Annotated in this window: 18 protein-coding genes and 1 tRNA gene; 10 read left to right on the forward strand and 9 right to left on the reverse strand. The window is 71.4% G+C overall.

What is annotated here, in order from left to right:
• Window positions 1-85: 85 nt before the first annotated feature.
• Complete coding sequence (locus BLR05_RS13490) at window positions 86-751, reverse strand: c-type cytochrome (RefSeq protein WP_092835011.1); 666 nt, start codon at window positions 749-751, stop codon at window positions 86-88.
• A 109-nt stretch (window positions 752-860) separates the two neighbouring features.
• Between BLR05_RS13490 and BLR05_RS13495 the strand changes: the two genes are divergently transcribed.
• From BLR05_RS13495 to BLR05_RS13515, 5 genes are read left to right on the forward strand one after another with little or no spacing between them, the layout of a single operon-like run.
• A complete protein-coding gene (locus BLR05_RS13495; protein ID WP_092835013.1) occupies window positions 861-1,715 on the forward strand; it encodes an AAA family ATPase in 855 nt (284 codons plus the stop codon).
• A gap of 16 nt (window positions 1,716-1,731) precedes the next feature.
• Window positions 1,732-2,358: a GNAT family N-acetyltransferase gene (locus tag BLR05_RS13500; RefSeq protein WP_092835015.1), complete on the forward strand. Its 627-nt coding sequence runs from the start codon at window positions 1,732-1,734 to the stop codon at window positions 2,356-2,358.
• A 44-nt stretch (window positions 2,359-2,402) separates the two neighbouring features.
• On the forward strand, window positions 2,403-3,590 hold the full coding sequence (locus tag BLR05_RS13505; RefSeq protein ID WP_092835017.1) for a vWA domain-containing protein: 1,188 nt from the start codon (window positions 2,403-2,405) through the stop codon (window positions 3,588-3,590).
• 5 nt (window positions 3,591-3,595) lie between these two features.
• Window positions 3,596-5,485: an autotransporter assembly complex protein TamA gene (locus BLR05_RS13510; protein WP_092835019.1), complete on the forward strand. Its 1,890-nt coding sequence runs from the start codon at window positions 3,596-3,598 to the stop codon at window positions 5,483-5,485.
• Between the two features lie 31 nt (window positions 5,486-5,516).
• Entirely contained in the window at window positions 5,517-9,941 is a 4,425-nt protein-coding gene (locus BLR05_RS13515) for a translocation/assembly module TamB domain-containing protein (RefSeq protein ID WP_092835021.1), read from the forward strand.
• 52 nt (window positions 9,942-9,993) lie between these two features.
• On the opposite strand, the gene BLR05_RS13520 is transcribed toward BLR05_RS13515, so the two are convergent.
• Together BLR05_RS13520 and BLR05_RS13525 are read right to left on the reverse strand one after the other, a co-directional pair.
• Complete coding sequence (locus BLR05_RS13520) at window positions 9,994-10,536, reverse strand: guanylate cyclase (RefSeq protein WP_092835023.1); 543 nt, start codon at window positions 10,534-10,536, stop codon at window positions 9,994-9,996.
• A gap of 66 nt (window positions 10,537-10,602) precedes the next feature.
• On the reverse strand, window positions 10,603-10,893 hold the full coding sequence (locus tag BLR05_RS13525; protein WP_019703046.1) for a hypothetical protein: 291 nt from the start codon (window positions 10,891-10,893) through the stop codon (window positions 10,603-10,605).
• A gap of 115 nt (window positions 10,894-11,008) precedes the next feature.
• On the opposite strand from BLR05_RS13525, the gene BLR05_RS13530 reads away from it, so the two are divergent.
• Window positions 11,009-11,083: transfer RNA gene (locus BLR05_RS13530), tRNA-Arg, on the forward strand.
• Window positions 11,084-11,231: 148 nt separating this feature from the next.
• Here the strand turns inward: BLR05_RS13530 and BLR05_RS13535 are convergent.
• The gene (locus BLR05_RS13535; protein ID WP_092835025.1) at window positions 11,232-11,498 is read right to left on the reverse strand and encodes a hypothetical protein; all 267 of its coding nucleotides are present in this window, start codon (window positions 11,496-11,498) and stop codon (window positions 11,232-11,234) included.
• A 277-nt stretch (window positions 11,499-11,775) separates the two neighbouring features.
• Between BLR05_RS13535 and BLR05_RS13540 the strand changes: the two genes are divergently transcribed.
• Together BLR05_RS13540 and BLR05_RS13545 are read left to right on the forward strand one after the other, a co-directional pair.
• The gene (locus BLR05_RS13540; protein WP_092835027.1) at window positions 11,776-12,810 is read left to right on the forward strand and encodes an alpha/beta hydrolase; all 1,035 of its coding nucleotides are present in this window, start codon (window positions 11,776-11,778) and stop codon (window positions 12,808-12,810) included.
• A gap of 131 nt (window positions 12,811-12,941) precedes the next feature.
• Complete coding sequence (locus BLR05_RS13545) at window positions 12,942-14,213, forward strand: putative Na+/H+ antiporter (protein WP_092835029.1); 1,272 nt, start codon at window positions 12,942-12,944, stop codon at window positions 14,211-14,213.
• A 25-nt stretch (window positions 14,214-14,238) separates the two neighbouring features.
• On the opposite strand, the gene BLR05_RS13550 is transcribed toward BLR05_RS13545, so the two are convergent.
• A complete protein-coding gene (locus BLR05_RS13550; protein ID WP_092835031.1) occupies window positions 14,239-15,525 on the reverse strand; it encodes an aspartate carbamoyltransferase in 1,287 nt (428 codons plus the stop codon).
• A 94-nt stretch (window positions 15,526-15,619) separates the two neighbouring features.
• Here BLR05_RS13550 and BLR05_RS26565 point away from each other — a divergent pair, with 94 nt between their 5' ends.
• Window positions 15,620-17,341: a hypothetical protein gene (locus BLR05_RS26565; RefSeq protein ID WP_092835033.1), complete on the forward strand. Its 1,722-nt coding sequence runs from the start codon at window positions 15,620-15,622 to the stop codon at window positions 17,339-17,341.
• Between the two features lie 6 nt (window positions 17,342-17,347).
• Here BLR05_RS26565 and BLR05_RS13560 read toward each other — a convergent pair whose 3' ends face one another.
• From BLR05_RS13560 to BLR05_RS13575, 4 genes are all read right to left on the reverse strand, one after another.
• Entirely contained in the window at window positions 17,348-18,772 is a 1,425-nt protein-coding gene (locus BLR05_RS13560; protein ID WP_092835035.1) for a phospholipase D-like domain-containing protein, read from the reverse strand.
• The gene (locus tag BLR05_RS13565; protein ID WP_092835055.1) at window positions 18,769-20,190 is read right to left on the reverse strand and encodes an ATP-binding protein; all 1,422 of its coding nucleotides are present in this window, start codon (window positions 20,188-20,190) and stop codon (window positions 18,769-18,771) included. The genes BLR05_RS13560 and BLR05_RS13565 overlap by 4 nt, the downstream gene beginning before the upstream one ends.
• 98 nt (window positions 20,191-20,288) lie before the next feature.
• On the reverse strand, window positions 20,289-20,948 hold the full coding sequence (locus BLR05_RS13570; RefSeq protein ID WP_092835037.1) for a response regulator transcription factor: 660 nt from the start codon (window positions 20,946-20,948) through the stop codon (window positions 20,289-20,291).
• A gap of 196 nt (window positions 20,949-21,144) precedes the next feature.
• Window positions 21,145-22,698, reverse strand: a complete 1,554-nt coding sequence (locus tag BLR05_RS13575; protein ID WP_092835039.1) for a DegQ family serine endoprotease — start codon at window positions 22,696-22,698, stop codon at window positions 21,145-21,147.
• A 153-nt stretch (window positions 22,699-22,851) separates the two neighbouring features.
• Between BLR05_RS13575 and BLR05_RS13580 the strand changes: the two genes are divergently transcribed.
• Window positions 22,852-23,285 (forward strand): transposase (locus tag BLR05_RS13580; RefSeq protein WP_167361259.1); only part of this gene is annotated, 434 nt, incomplete at its 3' end.

Genomic DNA, 23,285 nt, shown 5'->3' on the forward strand with positions numbered 1-23,285 from the left:
CCTCAGCCACCGCAATTAATCAGCGGCATTTTCCTGGAAAAGGAAATGGGTAAATACCCTGGAATATGCGCCTGCGGCGCGAAACTCAGCGGAAGCGCGATTGCGGCACCACCTGCAATTCACCGTCGAGCGACCCCAGATACCCCGACAGGGCCTTGAGCTCGGCATGGGAGAACTGCTTGGCGATGCCCGCCATGATGGCGTTGGAGCGGCCCACGGTGGCCGCGGCGGGGCCGCCCGTCTTGTAGGCCTTGAGCGCGGCGAACAGGTAGTCGGGATGCTGGCCCGCGATCTTCGGGTAGGACGGATCGATGGGCTTGGAGAAGCTCTCCCCGTGGCAGGACACGCAGGCGCCCTTCTGCAGCAGCTGCGCCACCTGGGCGCCCGGCTCGCGCGAGGGCTTGGCGGGTGCGCCGCCCGGGCGGGCCTGGCCGGCGTAGTACGCGGCCACGTCGGCGATGTCCTGGTCGGAGAGCGAATCGGCGATGCCGCGCATGGTGGGGTGCCTGCGGTCGCCCTTCTTGTAGGCCTGCAGCGCCGAGGCGATGTAGCCGGCGTTCTGCCCGGAGATCATGGGCACCTTGTACACCTCGGGGAAGCTCGCCTGGTAGCCCGGGATGCCGTGGCAGCCGATGCACATGGCGATCTTGCCCTCCCCGGCCTTCGCGTCTCCCTTGACGTCCTGGGCATGCGCCGCGGCGGTCACGCAAGCGACAGCGACGGCGAATATCGTGGTCAACTTCTTGTTCATTTTGCGCGCACAATCCAATGGAGTTTGTCGGTGCTCGGGGGCCAAAATGATTATAGCCAGCGCCCCTTCCGGCCATTTATCAACGATTACCCTCACCGCCCGCCACGCCATGAAATTCCAAGGTTCCGAAAGTTATGTCGCCACGCCGGACCTCAAGCTCGCGGTGAACGCAGCCATCACCCTGCAGCGCCCGCTGCTGGTCAAGGGCGAGCCGGGCACCGGCAAGACCCTGCTGGCCGAGGAGGTGGCACGCACCCTCGGACTGCCGCTGATGCAGTGGCACATCAAGTCCACCACCAAGGCGCAGCAGGGCCTCTACGAATACGACGCCGTGAGCCGGCTGCGCGACAGCCAGCTGGGCGACGCGGACAGCAGCGAGCGCGTGAAGGACATCCGCAACTACATCGTGCAGGGCGTGCTCTGGCAGGCCTTCACCGCCGACCAGCCCGTGGCGCTGCTGATCGACGAGATCGACAAGGCCGACATCGAATTCCCCAACGACCTGCTGCGCGAGCTCGACCGCATGGAGTTCTACTGCTACGAGACGCGCGAGCTGATCCGCGCGAAGCACCGCCCGCTGGTCTTCATCACGTCGAACAACGAGAAGGAACTGCCCGACGCCTTCCTGCGCCGCTGCTTCTTCCACTACATCCGCTTCCCCGACGCGGACACCATGCGCCAGATCGTGGCCGTGCACTTCCCCGCGCTCAAGAGCGAACTGCTCACCGCGGCAATGAAAACCTTCTACGACGTGCGCAACCTGCCCGGCCTCAAGAAGAAGCCCTCCACCAGCGAACTGATCGACTGGCTCAAGCTGCTGGTGGCGGAAGACATTCCCCTGTCGGCACTGCAGAGCGCGGACGACAAGGTCTCCATCCCGCCGCTCGTGGGCGCGCTGCTCAAGAACGAACAGGACGTGAGCCTGTTCGAGAAGCTGGTGTTCATGAATCAGCGCAACCGCTGACCCGGGAGCGGACGCCATGGCCTTCGTCGAACCCGTCATCCTGCAGGACCGCGGCATCCGCCTGGAGCCGCTCGCACTCGCCCATGAAGCCGGCCTCGCCGCCGCCGCGGCCGATGGACAGCTGTGGACGCTGCGCGTCACCTCCGTGCCCGAGCCCGCGAACACCCGCGCCTACATCGAGGCCGCGCTGGAGGGCCGCGCCCAGGGCCACCGCTTCGCCTTTGCGGTCATCGAGGAGGCCAGCGGCGAGGTGCTGGGCACCACCAGCTACCACGACATCCTGCCCGCGGTGAAGCGCGTGGAGATCGGCTGGACGTGGTACGCCCGGCGCGTGCAGCGCACCCACGTGAACACCACGGCCAAGCTGCTCATGATGGGCCACGCCTTCGACACCCTGGGCTGCCACGTCGTGGGCTGGCGCACCGACAACTTCAACTTCGCCTCGCAGCGCGCCATCGAGCGCCTGGGCGCGAGGAAGGACGGCGTGCTCCGCGGCCACGCGCTGCGCCGCGACGGCACCATCCGCGACACGGTGATGTACAGCCTGCGCGCCGGCGAATGGCCCGAGACGAAAGCCCACCTGCTCTACCTGCTGGAGCGCCACCAGACGGCGGCGGCAGGCGCGGGTGCCTCCGCGGCCTGACGCGGAACGTACGCACGCGCGAAAAGCCACGAGGACGCACCGGCATGCTGATCGACTTCTTTTACGCACTGCGCGCCGGCCAGCTGCCGGTGTCGGTGAAGGAATACCTCGCCCTGCTGGAGGCGCTGGATGCAGGCGTCGTCGGCCCGAAATCCGAGGACGGCTGGAACCTCGACGATTTCTACCACCTCGCGCGCACCGTGCTCGTCAAGGACGAGAAGCACTTCGACAAGTTCGACCGCGCGTTCGGCGCCTACTTCAAGGGCGTCGAGATGGTGGCCGACTTCCGCAAGGAGGTGCCCGCCGACTGGCTGCGTCAGATCCTGGAGCGAGAACTCACGCCCGAGCAGAAGGCCGCCATCGAGAAGATGGGCTGGGACGAGCTCATGGACACGCTGAAGAAACGCCTGGAAGAGCAGAAGGAGCGCCACGAGGGCGGCAGCAAGTGGATCGGCACGGGCGGTACCAGCCCCTTCGGCCACGGCGGGTACAACCCGCAGGGCGTGCGCATCGGCGGCGCCGGCAAGAACCGGAGCGCCGTGAAGGTGTGGGAGCAGCGCGCCTACCGCGACTACGACGACACCCAGGAGCTCGGTACGCGCAACATCAAGGTCGCCCTGCGGCGGCTGCGGCGCTTCGCGCGCGAGGGCAACGACCTGGAGCTGGACCTGCCGGACACCATCCGCAGCACGGCCGCCAACGCCGGATACCTCGACATCAAGATGGTGCCCGAGCGCCACAACAACGCGCGCGTGCTGCTGCTCATGGACGTGGGCGGCACCATGGACGAACACGTGCAGCGCGTGGAGGAGCTGTTCTCCGCGGTCAAGAGCGAGTTCAAGCACCTGGAGTTCTACTACTTCCACAACTGCGTCTATGACTACATGTGGAAGAACAACCGGCGCCGCTTCGCGGAGAAGTTCCCCACCTGGGACATCATCCGCAAGTACAACCGCGACTACAAGCTGATCTTCGTGGGCGATGCGACCATGAGCCCCTACGAGATCGTGCAGCCCGGCGGCAGCGTCGAATACCACAACGAGGAGCCCGGGGCCGAGTGGCTGCAGCGGCTCACCCACGCCTTCCCGAAACACGCCTGGATCAACCCCGAACCGCAGGGCGTCTGGCAGTACCGGCAAAGTATCGGCCTCATCCTACAGTTGCTGGGGGGTCGGATGTACCCTTTGTCCCTCAAAGGTCTCGAGGAGACCATGCGGCTGCTGTCAAAATAAACTTCATGCCCAGCCTGACTACAGCGCCGGCCCGTTGGCCGGCGTTGCTGCTTCTGAGTCTCGTGGCGCTCCAGGGCTGCAGCCTGCTGCCCGGCGCCCGCGACAAGGCGGACAGCGACGACAACACCGCCACCCTCGCCTCCGACGCCGGAGAAGCCGGAAGCGGCGCCGATGCCTTCACGCTCGACGTGCGCGGCCCCGACGCCGTGCGCGAAATGCTCCAGCGCCACATGGAGCTGCAGCGCTTCCGCAAGCTTCCCGACCTGCAGGCCAGCGAACTCTCCCGTCTGCTTGGCGCGGCCGACGCCAATGCCCGCGAGCTGCTGGGCACCATGGGGTACTTCAGCCCCACGCTCACCATCTCGCTCAAGGAAACGCCCGGCGGCCCCGCGCCCCGGTCCATCACCGTGGACGTGGAACCCGGTCCGCGCACGCAGGTCGCCGCGGCCGACATCGCCTTCACCGGCCCGGAGGCCGAATCGCCGGACTTCGCGCGCCGCCAGGAGCGCATCCAGCGCTCCTGGTCGCTGCAGCCCGGCCAACCCTTCACGCAGGATGCCTGGGACGGCGCCAAGGCCGACGGCCTGCGCCAGTTGCAGGTCCGCCGCTACCCCACGGCGCGCATCGACGCGAGCCGCGCGGAGATCGACGCCGACCGCAGCGAGGCCGGGCTGAGCGTCACCTATGCCCCGGGCCCGCCCTACCGCTTCGGCGCGCTGCGCGTGCAGGGCGCGCACCGCTACGACCCCGACGGCGCGCGCCGCATCGCGCGCCTGCCCACCGGCTCGGACTACTCCGAGAAGGAACTGCTGGACGCGCAGGCACGCCTGGCCAGCAGCGGCTACTACGACGCGGTGTTCCTCGCCCTCGACACCGACGGCACCGATCCGCAGGCCGCGCCCGTCACCGCGCAGGTGCGCGAGGCGCCGCTGCAGAAGGTGGTGTTCGGCGTCGGCATCTCCACCGACACGGGCGCGCGCCTGAGCGTGGACCACATCCACAACCGCCTGCCCGGCATCGGCTGGCGCGCCGTGAGCAAGGTCACGATCGACCAGAAGACGCGCCTGCTGTCCACCGAATGGACGGCACTGCCCGAAGAGAGCGGCTGGCGCTGGTTCGGCGGTGCGCAGGTGCAGCGCGAGGAAACCGGCAGCTACGACACCGACAGCGTGCGCCTGCGCGGCGGCCGCACGAAAAGCATCGGGCACATCGACCGCAGCTACTTCCTGCAGTACGACGACTCCAAGAGCCGCGGCCCGTCGGCGCCGCCCTCCAGCAACGCCATCAGCGCCAACTACGGCTGGACGGGCCGCTATTTCAACAACGACACCTCGCCCACGCGCGGCTACGGCCTCGCGGCCGAACTGGGCGTGGGCACCACGCTGCGGCCCGAGCGCGATCCGTTCGTGCGTACGCGCGTGCGCTGGCAGTCGTTCCTCCCGCTGGGCCGCGTGGACATGGGCGAGGGCATCGTGCGCTCCAGCCGGCTCTCACTGCGCGCCGAGGGCGGCGCGGTGATCGCCCGCCAGGGCGCGGACATCCCGGTCACCCAGCTGTTCCTCACGGGCGGCGACACCACCGTGCGCGGCTACGGCTACCGCAAGATCGGCGCGCGCACCGAGAACGACACCCTCTACGGCGGCCGCTACCTCGCGGTGGGCAGCGTGGAATGGCAGCGCCCCATCACCCTGCGCGGCAACCGCACCGACTTCGAGAGCGCCGTGTTCGTGGATGCCGGCGCCGTGGCCGACCGCTGGGGCGACTTCGATCCGCGCGTGGGCGTGGGCGCCGGCCTGCGCTGGCGCAGCCCCGTGGGCCCGCTGCAGGCCGACGTCGCCTACGGCGTGCAGGCCAAGGCCCTGCGGCTGCACCTGCGCCTGGGCTTCAGCTTCTGACCGGCTCCGGCCGCATTTTTCTCGCGATCCGATGGCCACGCACCAGACCCCGAACCCCTACGCCGCCGCTGCGGCCCCGCCACCCCGCCCGCGCCGGCGGCGGGCCCTGCGCATCACGCTCTGGTCCTTCGCCAGCCTCATCGCGCTGCTGTTCGTGCTGGTCGCTGCCGCCTGGTGGTGGACCGGTACCGGCAACTCCCTGGCCACCGCACTCGCCCAGGCCGCGCGCCATCTGCCGGCCGGCCAGACCCTGGAAACCCGCGACGTCTCCGGCTCGGTGCGCGCGGGCGGGCAGATCGGCTGGCTGCGCTGGAGCAGCCCCACCCTCGTGGTGGAAGTGCAGGACGCGCGCATCGGCTGGAACCTGCCGCCGCTGCTGCAGCGCGAACTCTCCCTGGGCGAAGTGCATGCCGCGCGCATCGTCGCCACGCCGCGGACGCCCGCGGAGCCCGAGCCTGACAAGCCGGTGCAGCCCCTGGAACAGCTGGTGCTGCCGCTGCGCATCGACATTCCCCTGCGCGTCGATGAAATCACCTGGGCCGCCGCCAGCCCCGTCACCGTGCGCAACCTCGCCGGCCGCTACCGCTTCGACGGCGACCAGCACAGCGCCACGCTCGACAACCTGGAGCTGGCCCAGGGCCGCTACAGCGGCAGTGCCACGCTGCAGGCGCAGGCCCCGATGGCCCTGCAACTCACGGCCGACGGCGTGGTCCGCACGCCGGCCCCCGGCGGCGGCGCGGACCTCGAAGCCACCGCCCGCGCCGAAGTGCGCGGCACCCTCGCCACCGCTGCCGCGCGCCTGGATGTCTCCGGGCGCCTGCAGGCCGTGGCCGCGCAGGCCGAGGCGCCGCAGCGGCCCGCCGCGTCCGCGCCACGCCGCGCCGGCTCCGCGCCACGACCGCCTGCCGGCGCGGCATCCGCATCCACCCTCGCCGGCAAAGCGCCTTCCAGCGCGGAGCCCATGCAGGCCCAGGTCCAGGCCCGCATCGCCCCCTGGGCTCCGCAGCCCCTGCTGCAGGCTCAGGCCCAGCTGCAGGCCCTGGACGCGGCCGCGCTCTGGCCCCAGGCTCCTGCCACGCGGCTGAGCGGCCGCATCGAAGCCGCCCCCGCTCCGGCCACCGCACCAGAAACCGGGGCTCTACAGGCCACGCCGCAGCCAGCGCCCTCCCAGGCGCCAGCACCAGCATCGGCCGCATCCGTGCCCGCCCCGTCCGCCGGCACGCCACCCGCCACCGGCTGGGTCCTGTCCGCCCAACTGGAGAACGCCCTGCCCGGCCCCTGGGACAAAGGCCGGCTGCCGGTCGAATCCATCGAGGCGCGCGCCGATTTCGATGGGGCGCGCTGGACCGTGCCCCAGGCCACCGCCCGCGTGGGCAGCGGCACGATCGCACTGGAAGGCGCCTTCACGCCCGCCACGCACGCCCTCCACGGCGACCTGGAACTGCGCGGCGTGCGGCCCGACGCCGTGCTCAGCACCCTGGACGCCGCACCGCTCTCCGGCCGGGCGCGCGCACGCAGCGACGGCGTCCCCGCCACCGCCGCCGGAAGCGATGCTGCGGCCGGCGCCTCCGCACCCACGCCGCTGGTGCGCTTCTCGGCCGACATCCGCTCCACGGGCACCGCCCGCGCGCCCCACAAGGGCGGCACGGCCACGGCGCAGGCCGCCCCGCCGCTGCGCATCGACCGCCTCGCCACCGAAGGCACCTGGCAGGGCAGCCTGCTCACCCTCGCGCAACTGCAGTTGGACGCACTGCAGGTGCAAGCCAGCGCCCGCCAGCTGCGCATCGACACCACCACCCGCTCCGCCCAGGGCCAGCTGCAGGCCACGCTGCCCGGTGCCACCGCGCAGGTGGACGGCCGCATCGCCCCGCGCGCCGGCGCAGGCACGCTCGACCTGCGCGTGGCCAACGCCCAGCGCATGCAGCGCTGGATCGAATCCGTTCCCGGCCTCGGCACCGCCCTCGGCGGCGCCGCGCTGCAGGGCGAGGCGCGCCTCGATGCCCGCTGGAGCGGCGGCTGGGAATCCCTGATGGGCCAGCTGCAGGCCGCGGGACTCGTGGCCCGGCCCCAGGCCGGCGCCGCCACCGCCGCCGGCCCCTTCGAACTGCAGGCCCGCCTCGCCGCCCCGCGCTGGGAAGTGGCCCTGCCGCCGCGGCCCGGCACCGGTGCAGGCCCCGCGACCGTCAAGCTGACGGCCGTGCGGGCCGACGTGGCCGGCTCCGTGCCGCACGCCACCCTCTCGCTGGACGGCGAGGCGCGGCTCGACGAGCGCCGGCTCGACCTGCGCCTGCGCGGCTCCGGCGGCGCCGCGGGCCCGGACCAGTGGCGCGCGCAGATCGACGAACTGCGCCTGCAGGCCCGAGACGGACAGCGCCCGGGCCCCTGGACGGTGCAGTTCGCGCAGCCGCTCACCGTGTCGGCGCGCACCGCACCCACGCTGCAGGTGGAAACCTCCGGCGGACAGGCGCGCGTGTCCGCGCCCGCCCCGGGCGATGTCACCCTGCGCTGGGAACCCGTGCGCTTCGCGCGCACCGCATCGGGCAGCCTGCAGCTGCGCACGCGCGGCCAGCTGCAGGGCCTGCCCATGGCCTGGGCCGAAGCGCTGGCACAGGGCAGCGACGCCCTGGACCGCCTGGGCGTGCAGGGCAACCTGGTCTTCGACGGCGACTGGGACGTGGACGCGGGCGACACCCTGCGCGCGTCCGCCAGCCTGCGCCGCACCTCCGGCGACCTGCGCCTGCTGACCGGCAACGCACCCGCGGCCACCGTCGTGCGCAGCAGCGGCCCGAGCGCAGGCACCGGCACGGGATCGGCCGCCGACATGGTCCGCGGAACGGCCGCCGCCGCGAACGCCTCCGCGACCGACACGCCCCGCGGCGCCGGCACGCCCGCGGGCGTGCGCGCCGCCGAAGTGCGCCTGCAGGCAGAAGGCGACACCGTGCGTGCGCGCCTGCAATGGGACAGCGAGCGCGCGGGCCAGGTCCAGGCCGAAGCCTCCACGCGCCTGGCGCGCGTGGGCCAAGGATGGGAATGGCCCGCCGACGCTCCCCTTTCCGCCACCGCGCGCGCGCGGCTGCCCGACGTGGGCGTGTGGTCCACCCTCGCCCCGCCGGGCTGGCGCGTGCAGGGCACGCTCGATGCCGACGTGGCGCTGTCCGGCACCCGCACTGCGCCGCGCTGGAGCGGCACGCTCGCCGCCGACCAACTGGCCGTGCGCTCGCTGCTCGACGGCGTGGACCTGCAGAACGGCCGCCTGCGCGCGGCGCTGCGCGGCGACCGGCTCGAGATCACCGAATTCCGCGTGAACGGCGGCCCCGGCAGCAGCGCGCGCATCGCCGGCTTCAGCGGCAACCGCACCGCCGCGCCCAAGGACGGCGGAACCCTTTCGGGCACCGGCACCGTGTCGTGGGCCGGCATGGGCCGGGACGCCGCGGCGGGCGGCTCTGGCATCGCCATGGACTTCACCGCGGATGCGCGGGCCCTGCAGGTACTGGTGCGCGCCGACCGCCAGGTGAGCATCTCGGGCCAGGTGCGCGCGCAGCTGCGCCAGGGCCAGATGTCGCTGCGCGGCAAGCTCACCGCCGACCGCGCCACCATCATCCTGCCGGAGGCCGGCGCGCCCAGCCTGGGCAGCGACGTGGTCGTGCGCTCCGCCGCCACCGACCGCGCCCGCGCCGAGGCCGCCCAGCGCGAAGGGGCCCGGGCCGGCCGCGTGGAAGCCGCGCGCCCGCCCGACATCGCCCTCACCTTCGACCTCGGAGATGATTTCGCGCTGCAGGGCCACGGCGTCACCACGCGCCTGGCCGGCGAGCTGGAGATCCGCGGCGCCACCACGGCCGGCGGCCCGCCGCGCATCACCGGCGAGGTCCGCACCGTCGAAGGCCGCTACCGCGCATGGGGCCAGGCGCTCAACATCGAGACCGGACTCGCGCGCTTCAATGGCCCCTACGACAACCCCGCGCTGGACGTGCTGGCCATCCGGCCCAACATCAGCGTGCGCGCGGGCGTGCAGGTCTCGGGCACGGCCAAGGCGCCGCGCGTGGCGCTCTACTCCGACCCCGACCTGCCCGACGCCGAGAAACTCTCCTGGGTGGTCCTGGGCCGCAGCACCGCCGCGGGCGGGGCCGAGGCCGCGCTGCTGCAGCAGGCCGCGCTGGCCCTGCTCGGCGGCGGGGGCGGCAATGCGGGTGCGGGCAATTTCGCGAGCCGACTGGGGCTGGATGAGATCGGCTTCCGCGGCCCGAACTCCGGCGCCAGCAGCGAAGACGCCTCCGGCGCCGCGCTCACCTTCGGCAAGCGGCTGTCCAAGGACCTGTACGTCACCTACGAACGCAGCCTTTCGGGCGCCCTGGGCACGCTCTACATCTTCTACGACCTCACGCAGCGGCTCACGCTGCGCGGCCAGACGGGCGTGCAAAGCGCGGTGGACCTGATCTACACGCTGCGGTACGACTGAAGCGGCGCACGTGCCGCGCGCTGCCGCCCGGCCCGCGCGGAACCGCGGGTCTTCAGGAAACGGAAGGGAGAGGGAGAGGCGACGTGGACGGGGTCCGCGCGCCCGGCGGCGCCTCCGGCACCGGCCCGCCGTGCAGGCGGCGCACGAAGGGATAGAGCATGTGGCCCGCCGCCTTGAGCAGCTCGTACTGCACAGGCGTGAGCTCGCGCTCTTCGTAGTCGAAATGGCACAGCGTGCCCCAGAGCCCGCCCGCGTTGTCGCCTATCGGCACGCCGTGGTAGGCGACGACCACGCCGCGGAAGGGACTGTGTGCCAGCCTCTCCTCGTGCAGAGAATTCTCGGTCAGCAACTCGCCATCGCGCAGCACGAACTGGCAGAAGCTGTCGGCCAGCTCCACCACCGCCAGGGCCTCCGGGCGCGCCTGGCCGAGCTTGTCGTACACATGGACATTGAAGAGGCGGGGCCCATCGACCCGGAAGATGCCGGTGTAGCGGTGCGCGACATTGGCATTGAGCGCCTCCATGCCGGCACCCAGCCCCCGCCCGCGCAGGATCGCCAGCAGTTGCGGGGACGTCAGGTCGAGGAGTGGAGGCATGCGGAAACCATTGTAGAGCCCGTCCCGGCCGGAGGACGACGATCCCCCCTTGGCGCCCGTCGGCGATCAGCCCCGGCCACCGGGCGCCAGCTGGATCGTGCCCAGCCCCGCTGGCGCATCGCCCGGCCTGCGGGGCGCGAGCCAGTACACCCATGCGCCCTGCAGCCAGGCCAGCGCATAGAGCGCCGAGGCGGCGAACACGCCCCAGTGCCCCGACCGCCACCCGGCCCAGAACCAGAAAGGCTGCCCCAGCAGCCCGACCACGCACGCCCAGCGCCGCCAGCGCGCCGAGCGCGCCTGCGACAGCCACGCGGCGAATGCGCCGAAAAACGCGATGGCAATCTGTTCGAAAGGCATGGCTGGAGCATACTGTATATTCAAACAGTCGTCCAAGGCAGGCTTCGGGCGGCCCGCGCCGCGTTCGGCTGCCCGCCCTGGCACCTCCGCGGCCGGCCTTACAATCCGCCGTCCTCTCCTCATAGTTCAATGGATAGAACGAGTGCCTCCTAAGCGCTAGATGCAGGTTCGATTCCTGCTGAGGGGACCAGCCTCCCGCGCCGGCGCAGTCTCCACGGCCACTGCGCCGGACAGCAGAGAAAAATGCCAGCATCGCACGGCGGGCATTCTTGTGCCTGCGGCCCCAAAGAAAAGGCCCGCTCGAGGCGGGCCTTGCAGGTGGCGGAAGGGGACCGGCGTCAGTCGGTGGACTTCTTCAGCGATTCCTTCGCCTTTTCCTTGGAGTGGTGCGCGCGGTTCTTGTGGTAGCCGGCCTTGGCGTTGTTGACGGCCTTGCCCACGGGGCCGCTATGCTTGGCGTCGTTCTCGGCGCGCTTCTGGTCGATCTTGTGTTCCGTGGCGTCTGCCGCTTCGGAAGCGGCCTTGCCCACCTGGGCGTGGGCGGCGTGGCCTGCCAGCAGGGCGGCGGCAGCGGCGAGGGCGGCGAAGGTCTTGTTGAGGATCATGGTGCGTTCTCCTGGTGGTGTTGTGGCACGTAGGCCGCAGCATCGCGGACCCTGCAGCCCGGCCGTGTCAGCGGGCAGCCCGACCCGCTGGCGGCGCCTGCCGCGCCTGCGCTACGCCATGGAACGGGTCCGCGGCGCCCACGCCGGGGCGGGCGCCCGTCCCACAGCCGGGCATGGCCCCGCTGCCTACAGTGGCACGGTCGGGTTGTCCCCGGCGCCGACCCCACCCTCCCCGCCTTCCTCCATTCCTCTTCCCTCTTTACGTGCAGGAGCCCCCATGAGCGACGACGACCACGGCCAGCCCAACCCCCTCCTCAATGCCCTTTCCAACGCCGTCGCCGCCGTGCGCGCGGACGACGACCAGCTGGCGCTGGCCCGCGCGCACGAAGCGCTGGGACCCAGGGCCATCGAAAAGCTCGACGTGGCGGAAGCCCGCCGCCAGCCCACGGTGGCGGACGCCGTGAATCACCTGTTGCGCGAACAGGGCCGCTCCACCGATCCCGAGCGCCTGGTGCCTGGCGTGCAGGCCACGGAAACCACCGTGGACGGCGCCACGGGACCGCTGCGCGCCACGGTCTATACCCCCGAGACCGCTCCGGGCCCGCTGCCGGTGGTGCTGTACTTCCACGGCGGCGGCTGGGTGATCGCCAGCAAGGAGGTCTATGACGGCGGCGCCCGCGGCCTGGCCCGCGAAGCGCATGCCATCGTGGTGTCGGTGGATTACCGCCAGGCCCCGGAAAACCGCTTCCCCGCAGCCTGGGACGATGCTTTCGCCGCCTACCGCTGGGTCACCGAGAACGCCGGCGTCCTCGGCGGCGATCCCGAGCGGATCGCACTGGCCGGCGAGAGCGCCGGCGGCAACCTGGCCGTGGCCACCGCCATCGCGGTGCGCGACGCGGGCCTGCGCGCGCCGCGCCATGTGCTGAGCGTCTATCCCGTGGCGCAGACCAACCTGAACACCGAGTCCTACCTGGAAAACGCCATCGCCAAGCCGCTGAACCGCGCGATGGTGAAATGGTTCGTGGACCACCTGGTGCGCTCCGAGGAAGACCTGGCCGACCCGCGCCTGTCCCTCGTCGATGCCCGCCTGGAAGGCCTGCCGCCGGTCACCATCATCAACGCCCGCATCGACCCGCTGCGCAGCGACGGCGCCAAGCTCGAGAAGGCGCTGCAGGAGGCCGGCGTGCCGGTGGAGCGGCGCGACTACGAGGGCGTGGCCCACGAGTTCTTCGGCGCCGCCGCCGTGCTGGAAAAAGCCCGCCAGGCCCAGGCCTACGCGGGCGAGCGGCTGCGCGCAGCCCTGCGCGCCTGACGCGCTACACTGGTGCTCCAAGGGGTGCCCTTCCCGCTGCCGCCCCCCCTCCGCGGCACCGGTGAAGATGGCAGGTCGTCGCGCAGGTCGGGCCGCCGCGCGTGTACCAACACGACCTCCTGCACCCTTCCATGGACACCCATCCCTTCGCCCAGGGCGTTTCCGCCGCGGTCTTCGCCGTCGCGCTGCTCCACACCTTCGCCGCCAGCCAGTTCGAACGGCTCTCGCGGCGCTTCCCTCGCCATGCGGGGCTTTTCCACCTGCTCGGCGAGGTCGAAGTGGTCTTCGGCTTCTGGGCCATCATGCTCATCGCCCTGCTCGCCCTGATGCAGGGCGGCACGAAAGCACTGGCCTATGCCGAATCCCGCAACTACACCGAGCCGCTGTTCGTCTTCGTGGTGATGGTGGTGGCGGCGTCCCGCCCCATCCTGGACGCAGTGACCCGCACGGTGGAGGCCCTCGCGCGGCACCTGCCCGTGGCGCGGCCGGTGGCCCTGGCCTGGCTGGGCCTGTCGGTGGTCCCGCTGCTGGGCTCCCTCATCACCGAACCGGCGGCCATGACGCTGGCGGCCCTGCTGCTGGCGCCCGTGGCCTTCCATTCCGGCATTCCCGAACGCGCCAAGTACCTCGCGCTGGGCGTGCTGCTGGTCAATGTCTCCATCGGCGGCACGCTCACTGCCTACGCGGCGCCGCCGGTGCTGATGGTGGCCGCGACCTGGCAGTGGGACAGCGCCTTCATGTTCACGCACTTCGGCTGGAAGGCCGCGCTGGCCGTGTTCGCCAACGCCACGCTCGCCGCGCTGGTGCTGCGCCCGCACCTGCTGCGCCATGCCGCGCGGGGCGTGCTTCCCGATGCCGTTGCCGGCGCCCCGGTTCCGGCCGTGGTGTCGGCAGTGCACATCGCGCTGCTGGCGGGCGTGGTGGTGTTCGCGCACCACCCTGTCGTCTTCCTCGGGCTGTTCCTGCTGTTCCTGGGCTTCACGCAGGCCTATGCGCGGCACCAGAGCCCGCTGATCCTCAAGGAGGCGCTGCTCGTCGGCTTTTTCCTCGCGGGCCTGGTGGTGCTGGGCGGCCTGCAGCGCTGGTGGCTGCAGCCCATCGTCTCCAGCCTGGAGCCGCTCGCGCTCTTCTTCGGCGCCCTGGGCCTCACGGCGGTGACCGACAACGCGGCGCTCACCTACCTGGGCTCGCTCATCGGGGGCATCTCGCCGCAGAGCCAGTACATGCTGGTGGCCGGCGCGGTGGCCGGGGGCGGCCTCACGGTGATCGCCAATGCACCCAACCCGGCCGGGGTGGCCCTGCTCAAGCCCGGCTTCGCGGACGGCACCGTGGGCGCCGGGGACCTGCTGCTGGGCGCGCTGGTGCCCACGGCCGTGGCCGCGGCGGCCTTCCTGGCGCTGTAGCGCGACGGGCCGCGCCCGGCGGACGTCACTCCAGGCCGTCGAAGGTCGCGTCGTCCGGGCCCACGTACCGGGGCGACTTCCAGGTCGCGTCGCGCAGGGAACCGGCGACCTGCGTCTCCACGCCCATCAGCACGGCGAACAGGGCCATGCGCACCGCGATACCGTTGTCGGTCTGGCGGAAGATGGCCAGGCGCGGATCGTGGTTCAGGTCGGTGCTCAGGTCGTTCGCGCCCGGCCGGCCGTCGCGCGGCAGCGGGTGCATGAGAATGGTGTCCGGCCGGCACACCGCATCCACCAGGCCCTTGCGCACCTGGAACTCGGGCGTGTAGCCCTCCATGGCCTCGCCCTCGAAACGCTCCTTCTGCACCCGGGTGGCATAGACCACGTCGGCACCGAGCAGCCCGGCCTCCAGCGAATCCACGGTCTCCACAGCATGGCCGCGCTGCGCCGCCAGCTCGACGAGGTGGTGCGGCATTTCCAGCGACGGCGGCGCCACCAGCGTGAACCGCAGCCCGCGGTACAGCGAGAGCAGGCGGATGAGCGAATGCACGGTGCGCCCGTACTTCAGGTCGCCCACGATCGCGACGTGGGCGCCGTCCAGCAGCCGGCCCTGGCGCGAGAACTCGCGCTGGATGGTGTACACGTCCAGCACGGCCTGGCTGGGATGCTCCCCGGGGCCGTCGCCCGCATTGATGACGGGAATGTTGGTGGCGCGCGCGAACTCGGCCACCGATCCCCGCTCGGGATGGCGCACCACCAGCGCGTCCACGTAGCCGCTCATCACGCGGCTCGTGTCGTAGATGGATTCGCCCTTGGCCATGGACGAGAAGGTGAAGCCGGTGGTGTCGCACACGCTGCCGCCCAGCCGGCAGAACGCGGCGCCGAAGCTCACGCGGGTCCGCGTGCTGGCCTCGAAGAACAGGCTGCCGAGCACCGCGCCCTCGAGCACCCGGGACACCTTCTGCCGGCGCGCGATGGGCTGCATCACGTCGGTGACGTGGAACAGGTCTTCCAGGCTGCCCCGGTCGAACTGCGACACGGACAGCAGGTGGCGCAGCCCCTCCACCGCGATGCGGTCGGCGAGCGGCCGGTGGTCCGGCTGCCCCGGCAGCTCGGCCGCCAGCGCCTCGTGCCGGAGGATCTCGGTGACGAATTTCTCGACCATGTCGGGCATGGCGCGGGATTCCGACGAATCCTCCGGCAGCAGCCAGGTATCGAGCGCGCGGCGCCGCACGCCCAGGCGATCGGCAAACGCATTGCGCGTCAGGTTGAGGCGGCGCATCGCGTCGCGCAGGAATTCCTGTTGTTGCATGGTTTATATACGCAATGCGTTTTCAATGGCTTGAATTTGAAACGCATTGCGTATATAAGTCAAGCCAAGAGCTCCCGGACAGCACAGGCCTGGCATGCAGGCCCCGCGGCGCTGCCACGGCTTCGCCACCGGGCACACGGCTTCGCGCCTGGAACATGCGCTGCGCCCCCCCGCCCTACTCTGGTGCTTTGATCTCTCCCTGATCATGCACATGGTGCCGATCCATCTGAATCCGTTTTCCCGCAAAAAAAACCGCGGCTCCCAAGGCGAAAGCTCGTCCCAGGCCGCTGAGCGCGCTTCACGGCAGGCACCCCGCTCCGCGGCGTCGGAGCACCTCCCGGCCCGGCAGGGCGCGCGCTCTGCCGGTGCACAGGGGTACGCTCCCGCCCCGCGGCTGGAACGGCTGCGCCCCATCGCCCGCTGCGAATACGCCGAACAGCTGACCGACCGCGCCGTCCAGAGCCACGACATGTTGTCCGAAGGGCCGCGCATCGGCCGCGGCAGCCCCCACATCGATCATCGAATCAATCCTCCCAATGAGGAAGAATGGCAGAACCTTTTCGATGCGGACTCCGCAGAGAGGCTCGGCCTGGAGGACCCCGAATGGGCACAGGTATCGCAGCCGCGGCTGGAACGGCTGCGCCCCATCGCCCGCTGCGAATACGCCGAACAGCTGACCGACCGCGCCGTCCAGAGCCACGACATGTTGTCCGAAGGGCCGCGCATCGGCCGCGGCAGCCCCCACATCGATCATCGAATCAATCCTCCCAATGAGGAAGAATGGCAGAACCTTTTCGATGCGGACTCCGCAGAGAGGCTCGGCCTGGAGGACCCCGAATGGGCACAGGTATCGCAGGCAGGGAGCCCCTCCTACGGTGACGCCACCCCAGCGTGGGGAGGGCAGGCCGCGGGGGCCTTCATCGATCTCCGAAGCGATCCCGACGCCCGCGTGGACTCACTGCCGGAATCCATGCTGCGGAGCCTGGGAACCGCCCTCGGCCTGCCGGACAGCACGGGCTATCCACCGGCTCCAGCGCTTGCCGAAGGCATTCGCCAACGCCTGGCAGAACTGGACATGGGTGTGTTCTCGGTCTATGACGATTTGCACGTCCTCAACATGGACCGCGACACGCCGTTGCGGCGCAAGCTCGGCTCCAGCGACCGGCACACGCTCGCCCATCTCGCGACCAAGACCCACATGACGATCCGCCAGACGCCCGTCACGCCAGCCGTTCCGGGTGGACCGTCCTACCGTGTCAGCATCTATTTCGACGGCGTGCCGGATGGAAGCAAGCAGCAGAACGGCACCACCCTGAAGGGGGACGTGGGACGGGTCTACCGCATGGCTTGCGAGGCGGCGCAGCTCGTCGCCCAGGCACTGCAGGCGGATCCGACGGTGCAGGTGTCGCACATCTGCGGGTTGTCCACGGGCGGGGGCAGCGCGCAGATGTTCGCAGCGGCACTCCAGAGCCATCTGCCGCAGGCCCCACGGCCGGCGCTGGTGCTGCTGGACCCGATGCTGCTCAACCCCAAGCAGAAGGCGCACGCGATGGCCCAGGGCCCACATGCCTGCGATTTCACCCAACCACGCGGCATCGCGCTGACCCTGGATTACGCGGGCAATCCCCGCAAATGCCTGATGGACCGCCAGCAGGCCATCGGCCGGTCGTCCGAGGGCCTGGTCCGGTTGCGGCTGGGGCTGACCGACCGTGACGGGTTGGGCGGCACGCCTCCGCAGCCGCACGGGCCGCCGGGCACGGGCTACCACAGCAATCGGCACCACTACGAGGCCGCGCTGAGCCGCTTTACGGCCTGACACGCGCTACAGCTGGAACCCGACCGCCCGCACCACACCTTCCGCAATGTCCCGCGGCCAGGACGGCGGGCGGGCATGCAGGCGCCGGGCGCGGGCGAACTGGTCCTCACACCAGCCGGCCAGCCACCGCACCTCATCCGGCCCGTAGAAGGCCGTCATCGCTTCGTAGTTGAGGAACAGGCTGCGCGCGTCGAGGTTGAGCGAGCCCGACAGCGCGAGGTCACCGTCGATCACCACGGCCTTGGCATGCACCATGCCCGGTGCGAGCCAGACCTCCGCGCCGGCCTGGGCCAGTTCGCGCAGGGCGCGGGCGCGCGCCCAATCGGCCAGCCGGTGGTTGGAGCGCTCGGGCACCAGCAGGCGCACCTGCACGCCGCGCCGGCAGGCCAGGCACCAGGCATCTAGCAACGCATCGTCCGGCACGAAATACGGCGTCACCGCCACGATGTGCTCCTGCGCATGGTAGGCGCCGGCCACCAGCAGCGCATGCACCGTGTCGTCCGCATGGTCGGGGCCGCTGGGCACCCACTGCGCAGGCACGCCCTCCGGCGGGCCGGAGGGCAGCGGCCGCGGCAGCACCGCGCGGGCCATGCGCCCGCTCGCGGCCTGCCAGTCGGCCGCGAACTGGGCGGCGGCCTGAAGCGCGATCGGCCCGTCGATGTCGTAGCTCAGGTCGATCCATGCCGGCAGCTGCGGCCGGTCCAGGAAGTACTCGCAGGCCAGGTTGCGGCCGCCGCTCCAGAGCCGCTCGCCATCGGCCACCACCATCTTGCGGTGGTTGCGCAGGTTGGTGTGGCCGCGCATCGGGTTGTGCAGCAGCGGCATGAAGCGGCGCACCTGCACCCCGCCCTGCTTCAGCGCGCGCGACAGCTCCGCCGGCATGCCCAGGCTGCCCACCGCGTCCAGCAGCAGCCGCACCGCCACGCCCCGGCCCGCGGCCTGCTGCAGCGCCGCGGCCACGCGCCGGCCCACCTCGTCGTCGCCGAAGACGAAGGTGCAGACGTCCAGGCTGTGCTGCGCCGAGGCCACCGTGGCCAGCAGCGCCTCCAGCGCCTGCACGCCCTGCCCGTGGAACACGATGCGCGCATTGCGCACCGGCGGCGCGAGCTCCAGCCCCGCCAGCAGCTGCGTGGCCCAGGCGGGCCCGAGTGGGGGCAACGGCGTCGGCAGCGGGCCGGCGACCAGCGATGCCGGCCCGGCCGCCAGCATGTGGGCGGCGCGCCGCTGCGGACGCACGAACTTGCGCGACCCGAACATCAGGAACAGCGGCACCGCCGCATACGGGAAGGCCACGATCGCCAGCACCCAGCCCACCGCCGCCGAAGGATGGCGGCGCTGGCGGCCGATGCGCGTGGCCATCACGTAGATCAGCAGGCCTACGGCCACGAAGACCGCATGCCCCAGGCCCGAGAGCAGCGCGAACCGCGTCAAGCGCCGCCCCCCGGGCTCCCTGTGCCCCCGCGTTGCAGCGCCGGAACACCGGCCACCACTGCGAAGCGCACCGCCACGCGCAGCCCGCCCAGGCGCGGTGACGCATCCAGCGCCACCGAGGTGCCGTGCAGCCGCGCGATCGATTCCACGATGGCCAGGCCCAGCCCGCTGCCGCCCCCCGGCGCGCTGCCGGCCGCCGCGGGCGCGCGGTAGAAGCGCCCCAGTACGCGCTCGCGGTCGTCCTCTGCGATTCCGGGGCCGCTGTCCTCCACCACCAGTTCCACGCCGGACGGCCGCGGGCCGCCAGGCACTGCGCGCACATGCACGTCCACCACGCCGCCGGTGGGCGTGTACTTCACGGCGTTGTCCACGAGGTTGCGCAGCAGGATGCGCAGCGCATCCGCATACCCCAGCACCGCCACCGCGTCGCCGGTCGCCAGTCCCAGGTCGATGTCCTTGTTCTGCGCGGCGGGCGTGGCATCGGCCACGGCCTGCCGGGCGAGTCCGGCAAGCGGTACGGGCTCGGGCGGCGCGCCGGCAGCGGCGCTGGCCTCCTGACGCGCCAGGGCCAGCAGTTGCTCCACGAGGCGCGTGGCACGGTCGATGCCGGCCGCGAGCCGCCCCGCCGCCACCGCGCGCGCCTCTTCGCTGCCCGCGCGCTGCAGGCCCTGCAACTGCAGCTTGAGCGCCGCCAGCGGCGAGCGCAGTTCGTGCGCCGCATCCGCCACGAAATGCTGCTGCGCCTCGAAGGCGCGGCGCACGCGCTCGAACAGCAGGTTCAGCTCGTCCACCATCGGCCGCACCTCGTCCGGCAGCGCGCCCGCATGCACGGGTGACAGGTCGTCCGCCTGCCGCTTCGCCAACTGCCGCCGCACCCGCTCCACCGGCGCGAGCGAGCCGCTCACCGCCCACCACACGGCCAGCGCCAGCAGCGGCGCCAGCAACGCGATCGGCCCTGCCGTGCGCCAGGCCAGGTCGCGCGCCATCGCGCGGCGCGCGGCCATGTCCTGCGCCACCTGGATCACCTGCGATCGCGTCTGCACCGAGAACACGCGGTAGGTCGTGTTGTGCGCCCGCACGTTCGAGAAACCCAGCACCGCGCGCTGCGGCAGCGCCGCACCCACGGACGATTCGAACACCCGCAACCCGTCGGACGACCAGATCTGCACCACGAACTCGGTGCTCTCCTCCTCCTGCTCCAGCGGTTCCGGCGCGCCCTCCGCCATGGCCGGCACGCCCGGGCGCAGCGCCATCGCCGTCTGCTGCATGTGGTAGTCGAAAATCTGGTCCGCCTCGGCCAGCGCCGAACGGTAGGCGAGCGCGAACTGCAGCAGCGCCGCGCAGACGATCGCCACGAACAGGAAGCACAGCAGCCGCGCCCGCAGCGAATGCGGCGCGCGCGCGGAGAGGGCGTCCATCCAGCGGCTCCAGCGGCTGCCGCCGTGCGGGGGCGGCACGGACGCATCGGCCGGCGCCGCTTCGTGCCTCTCGCCCGGGCCGCCGTCCACCACGCCGCTCATGCCTTCGGCACCATGTAGCCCACGCCCCGCACGTTCAGCACCAGGTCCGCGCCGAGCTTCTTGCGCAGCCCGTGGATATAGACCTCGACCGCATTGCTGCTGATCTCGTCCTTCCAGCTGTAGAGCTTTTCCTCGAGCTGCGCGCGCGAGAGCACGCGCCCCGGGCGGGCGATGAGCGGCTCCAGCACCGCCCATTCGCGCCCGGACAGCACCACCGGCTCGCCGTTCACCGCCACCTCGCGCGTGGCCGGGTCGATGCTCACGCCCTTGTGCTCATAGACCGGCTCGGCCCGCCCTGCCGCACGCCGCGCCAGCGCCCGGATGCGCGCCAGCAGCTCGTCGAGCTCATAGGGCTTGAGCACATAGTCGTCGGCGCCCGCGTCCAGGCCCTGCACGCGCTGGGCCACCGCGTCGCGTGCCGTGGCCACCAATACAGGCGTGCGGTCCTTGCGGGCGCGCAGATCGCGCAGTACCTCCAGGCCGTCGCGGCGCGGCAGGCCCAGGTCCAGCAGCACCACGTCGTAGGTCTGCGTGCGCAGCGCCGTATCGGCCATCTCGCCATCGCGCACCCAGTCCACCGCGTGCTGCTCCGCGCGCAGCAGGTCATACACGGCTTCGCCGATCATCGTGTCGTCTTCCACCAGCAGAAGGCGCATGGCAGGTGTCCTCGCAAGGTAGGTTCGGTCTCGCGCCGGCCGGTGCAGGCCAGGGCCCGGCGCCATCCGCCAAGGATAGCGGCAGGCCCCGCCGCACCGCGCAGGAACCGGCCGGGCCGCAGGGACATGGGCCCGCCCAATGCGGGCCGAGGCCCCCGGGCTCCGCCGGCGGCAACCGGCATCCGCCCGGGAGAGGTCAGCCCAGGGGCACGGGCACGAAGATCTTGTCGCCGTCGCGCTGGATCAGCAGCGCCACCGACTTGCCCGCCTTGGCCATCGCGGCGCGCACCTGCTCGATGCTCTGCGCCGGCGTGCCGTTGATGGACAGCAGCACGTCGCCGGGGGCCACGCCCGCCAGGGCGGCCGGGCCGCGCGCTTCTTCCACCACCAGCCCGCCGCTCACGCCGGCCTCGCGGCGTTCCTGGGGCTGCAGCGGCCGCAGCGACAGCCCCAGTTGCCCCTTGCCCACGGCCTTGTCGGCGCTGGCCAGCTTGGCCGGCTTGTCGCTCGCATCGCCCAGGGTGGCGGTGATCTCTTCCTGCCTGCCGTGGCGCCACACCTCCATGCGCGCCGTGGAACCGGGCGCGGACTGGCCCACAAAAGCCGGCAGGTCGCCGGACGCCACGATGGGCTGGCCATTGATGCGCTGGATCACGTCGCCCGACTTCAGGCCGGCCTTGTCGGCCGGGCCGCCCGGCTCCACGCCCGCCACCAGCGCGCCTTCGGGCTTGTCGAGCTGGAACGAATCGGCGAACGCCTGGTTCACCTCCTGCACCGACACGCCCAGCCGCGCATGGCTGGCCTTGCCCGTGGCCAGGATCTGCTCCTTCACCCGCTCCGCCACTTCGATCGGGATCGCGAACGACACGCCCTGGTAGCCGCCCGAGCGGCTGTAGATCTGCGAATTGATGCCCACCACCTCGCCACGCGAGTTGAACAGCGGGCCGCCGGAGTTGCCGGGGTTCACCGCCACGTCCGTCTGGATGAAGGGCACGAAGCTGTCGTCCGGCAGCGCGCGGCCCTTGGCGCTCACCACGCCCGCCGTCACGCTGTTCTCGAAGCCGAACGGCGAGCCGATGGCCAGCACCCATTCGCCCACCGCGAGCTTTTTCGTATCGCCCAGGTGCACCACGGGCAGGTTCTTCGCATCGATCTTCAGGACGGCGATGTCGGTCTTGGGATCGGAGCCCAGCACCTTGGCGCGGAACTCGCGCCGGTCGGTGAGCTTCACCGTCACCGTGCTGGCGCCCTTCACCACGTGGGCATTGGTCAGGATGACGCCATCCGGGCTCACGATGAAGCCCGAGCCTTCACCGCGCATCGGCACCTCGCGCTGCGGCATGCGCCCGCCGCCGGCGCCGGGCATGCCCGGCATGCCGAAGCGGCGGAAGAATTCGAAGAACGGATCGTCCGGATCCATGCCCTGCCCGCCGCGGGGCGGCTGGTGCTGGGCGGACGGCGTCTCGTCGTCGCCGTCGTCGTCCCCGCCGTTGTACGAGGTCTTGGTCGTGCCCGTCACGCTGATGTTCACCACCGCCGGGCCGTTGAGCGCCGTGATCTGCGCGAAATCCGGGGCGGACACGCCGGAATACGCCGCAGGCGCCGCGGCCACCGGCCCCGTGGCCGCGGGAGGCACGGCGGCATGGCTGGAATGCAGGTTGGTGACGAGCCCCGCGCCCGTCGCCCCCATGGCCCCGGCGACCACCAAGGCGAGGGTCAGGCGGCGGGGGGTGGAGAGGATCGTGTTCATGGCAAACCTTTCAGGTGGGTTGTGGCATGAACGGGAGTGTGCGGAGCGAGGCTTAGAGCGGGCTTAGAGGAAGGTTAGGGGAGGCTTAGGGAAGGTCTGCAAAACCCCATCGCGGACTGGCGGGCGCAGTGAGCAGCAGGCAAGATGGCGGGCATGACGCAAGAGCAGCAGATGCTGGGGTTCGATCCCCTGCCCAAGAAGACCCGCAAGGAGATCTTCCTTGAAGAGATGAACCGGGTGGTGCCGTGGGTGGCGCTGGTGGCACTGATCCAGCCGCACGCGCGCGGAGCGCACCAGGCACTGGGTGGACGCCCGCCGTTCGCCGTGGAGACGATGCTGCGCATCCACTGCCTGCAACTGTGGTGGAACCTGAGCGACCCGGCCATGGAGGAGGAACTGCACGAACGCCCGCTGTACCGGGAGTTCGCGGGGCTCTCGGGGCGGGCGCGGTTGCCGGACGAGACGACGATCCTGCGGTTTCGCCACCTGCTGGAGAAGCATCGGCTGGCCCCGGAGATTCTCGCCACGATCAATGCCCATCTGGCCGCGCAAGGGCTCATGCTCAAGACCGGCACGCTGGTGGATGC

Origin of the sequence: Paracidovorax cattleyae, assembly GCF_900104515.1 — a bacterium.
Taxonomy (GTDB): Bacteria; Pseudomonadota; Gammaproteobacteria; order Burkholderiales; family Burkholderiaceae_C; genus Paracidovorax; species Paracidovorax cattleyae.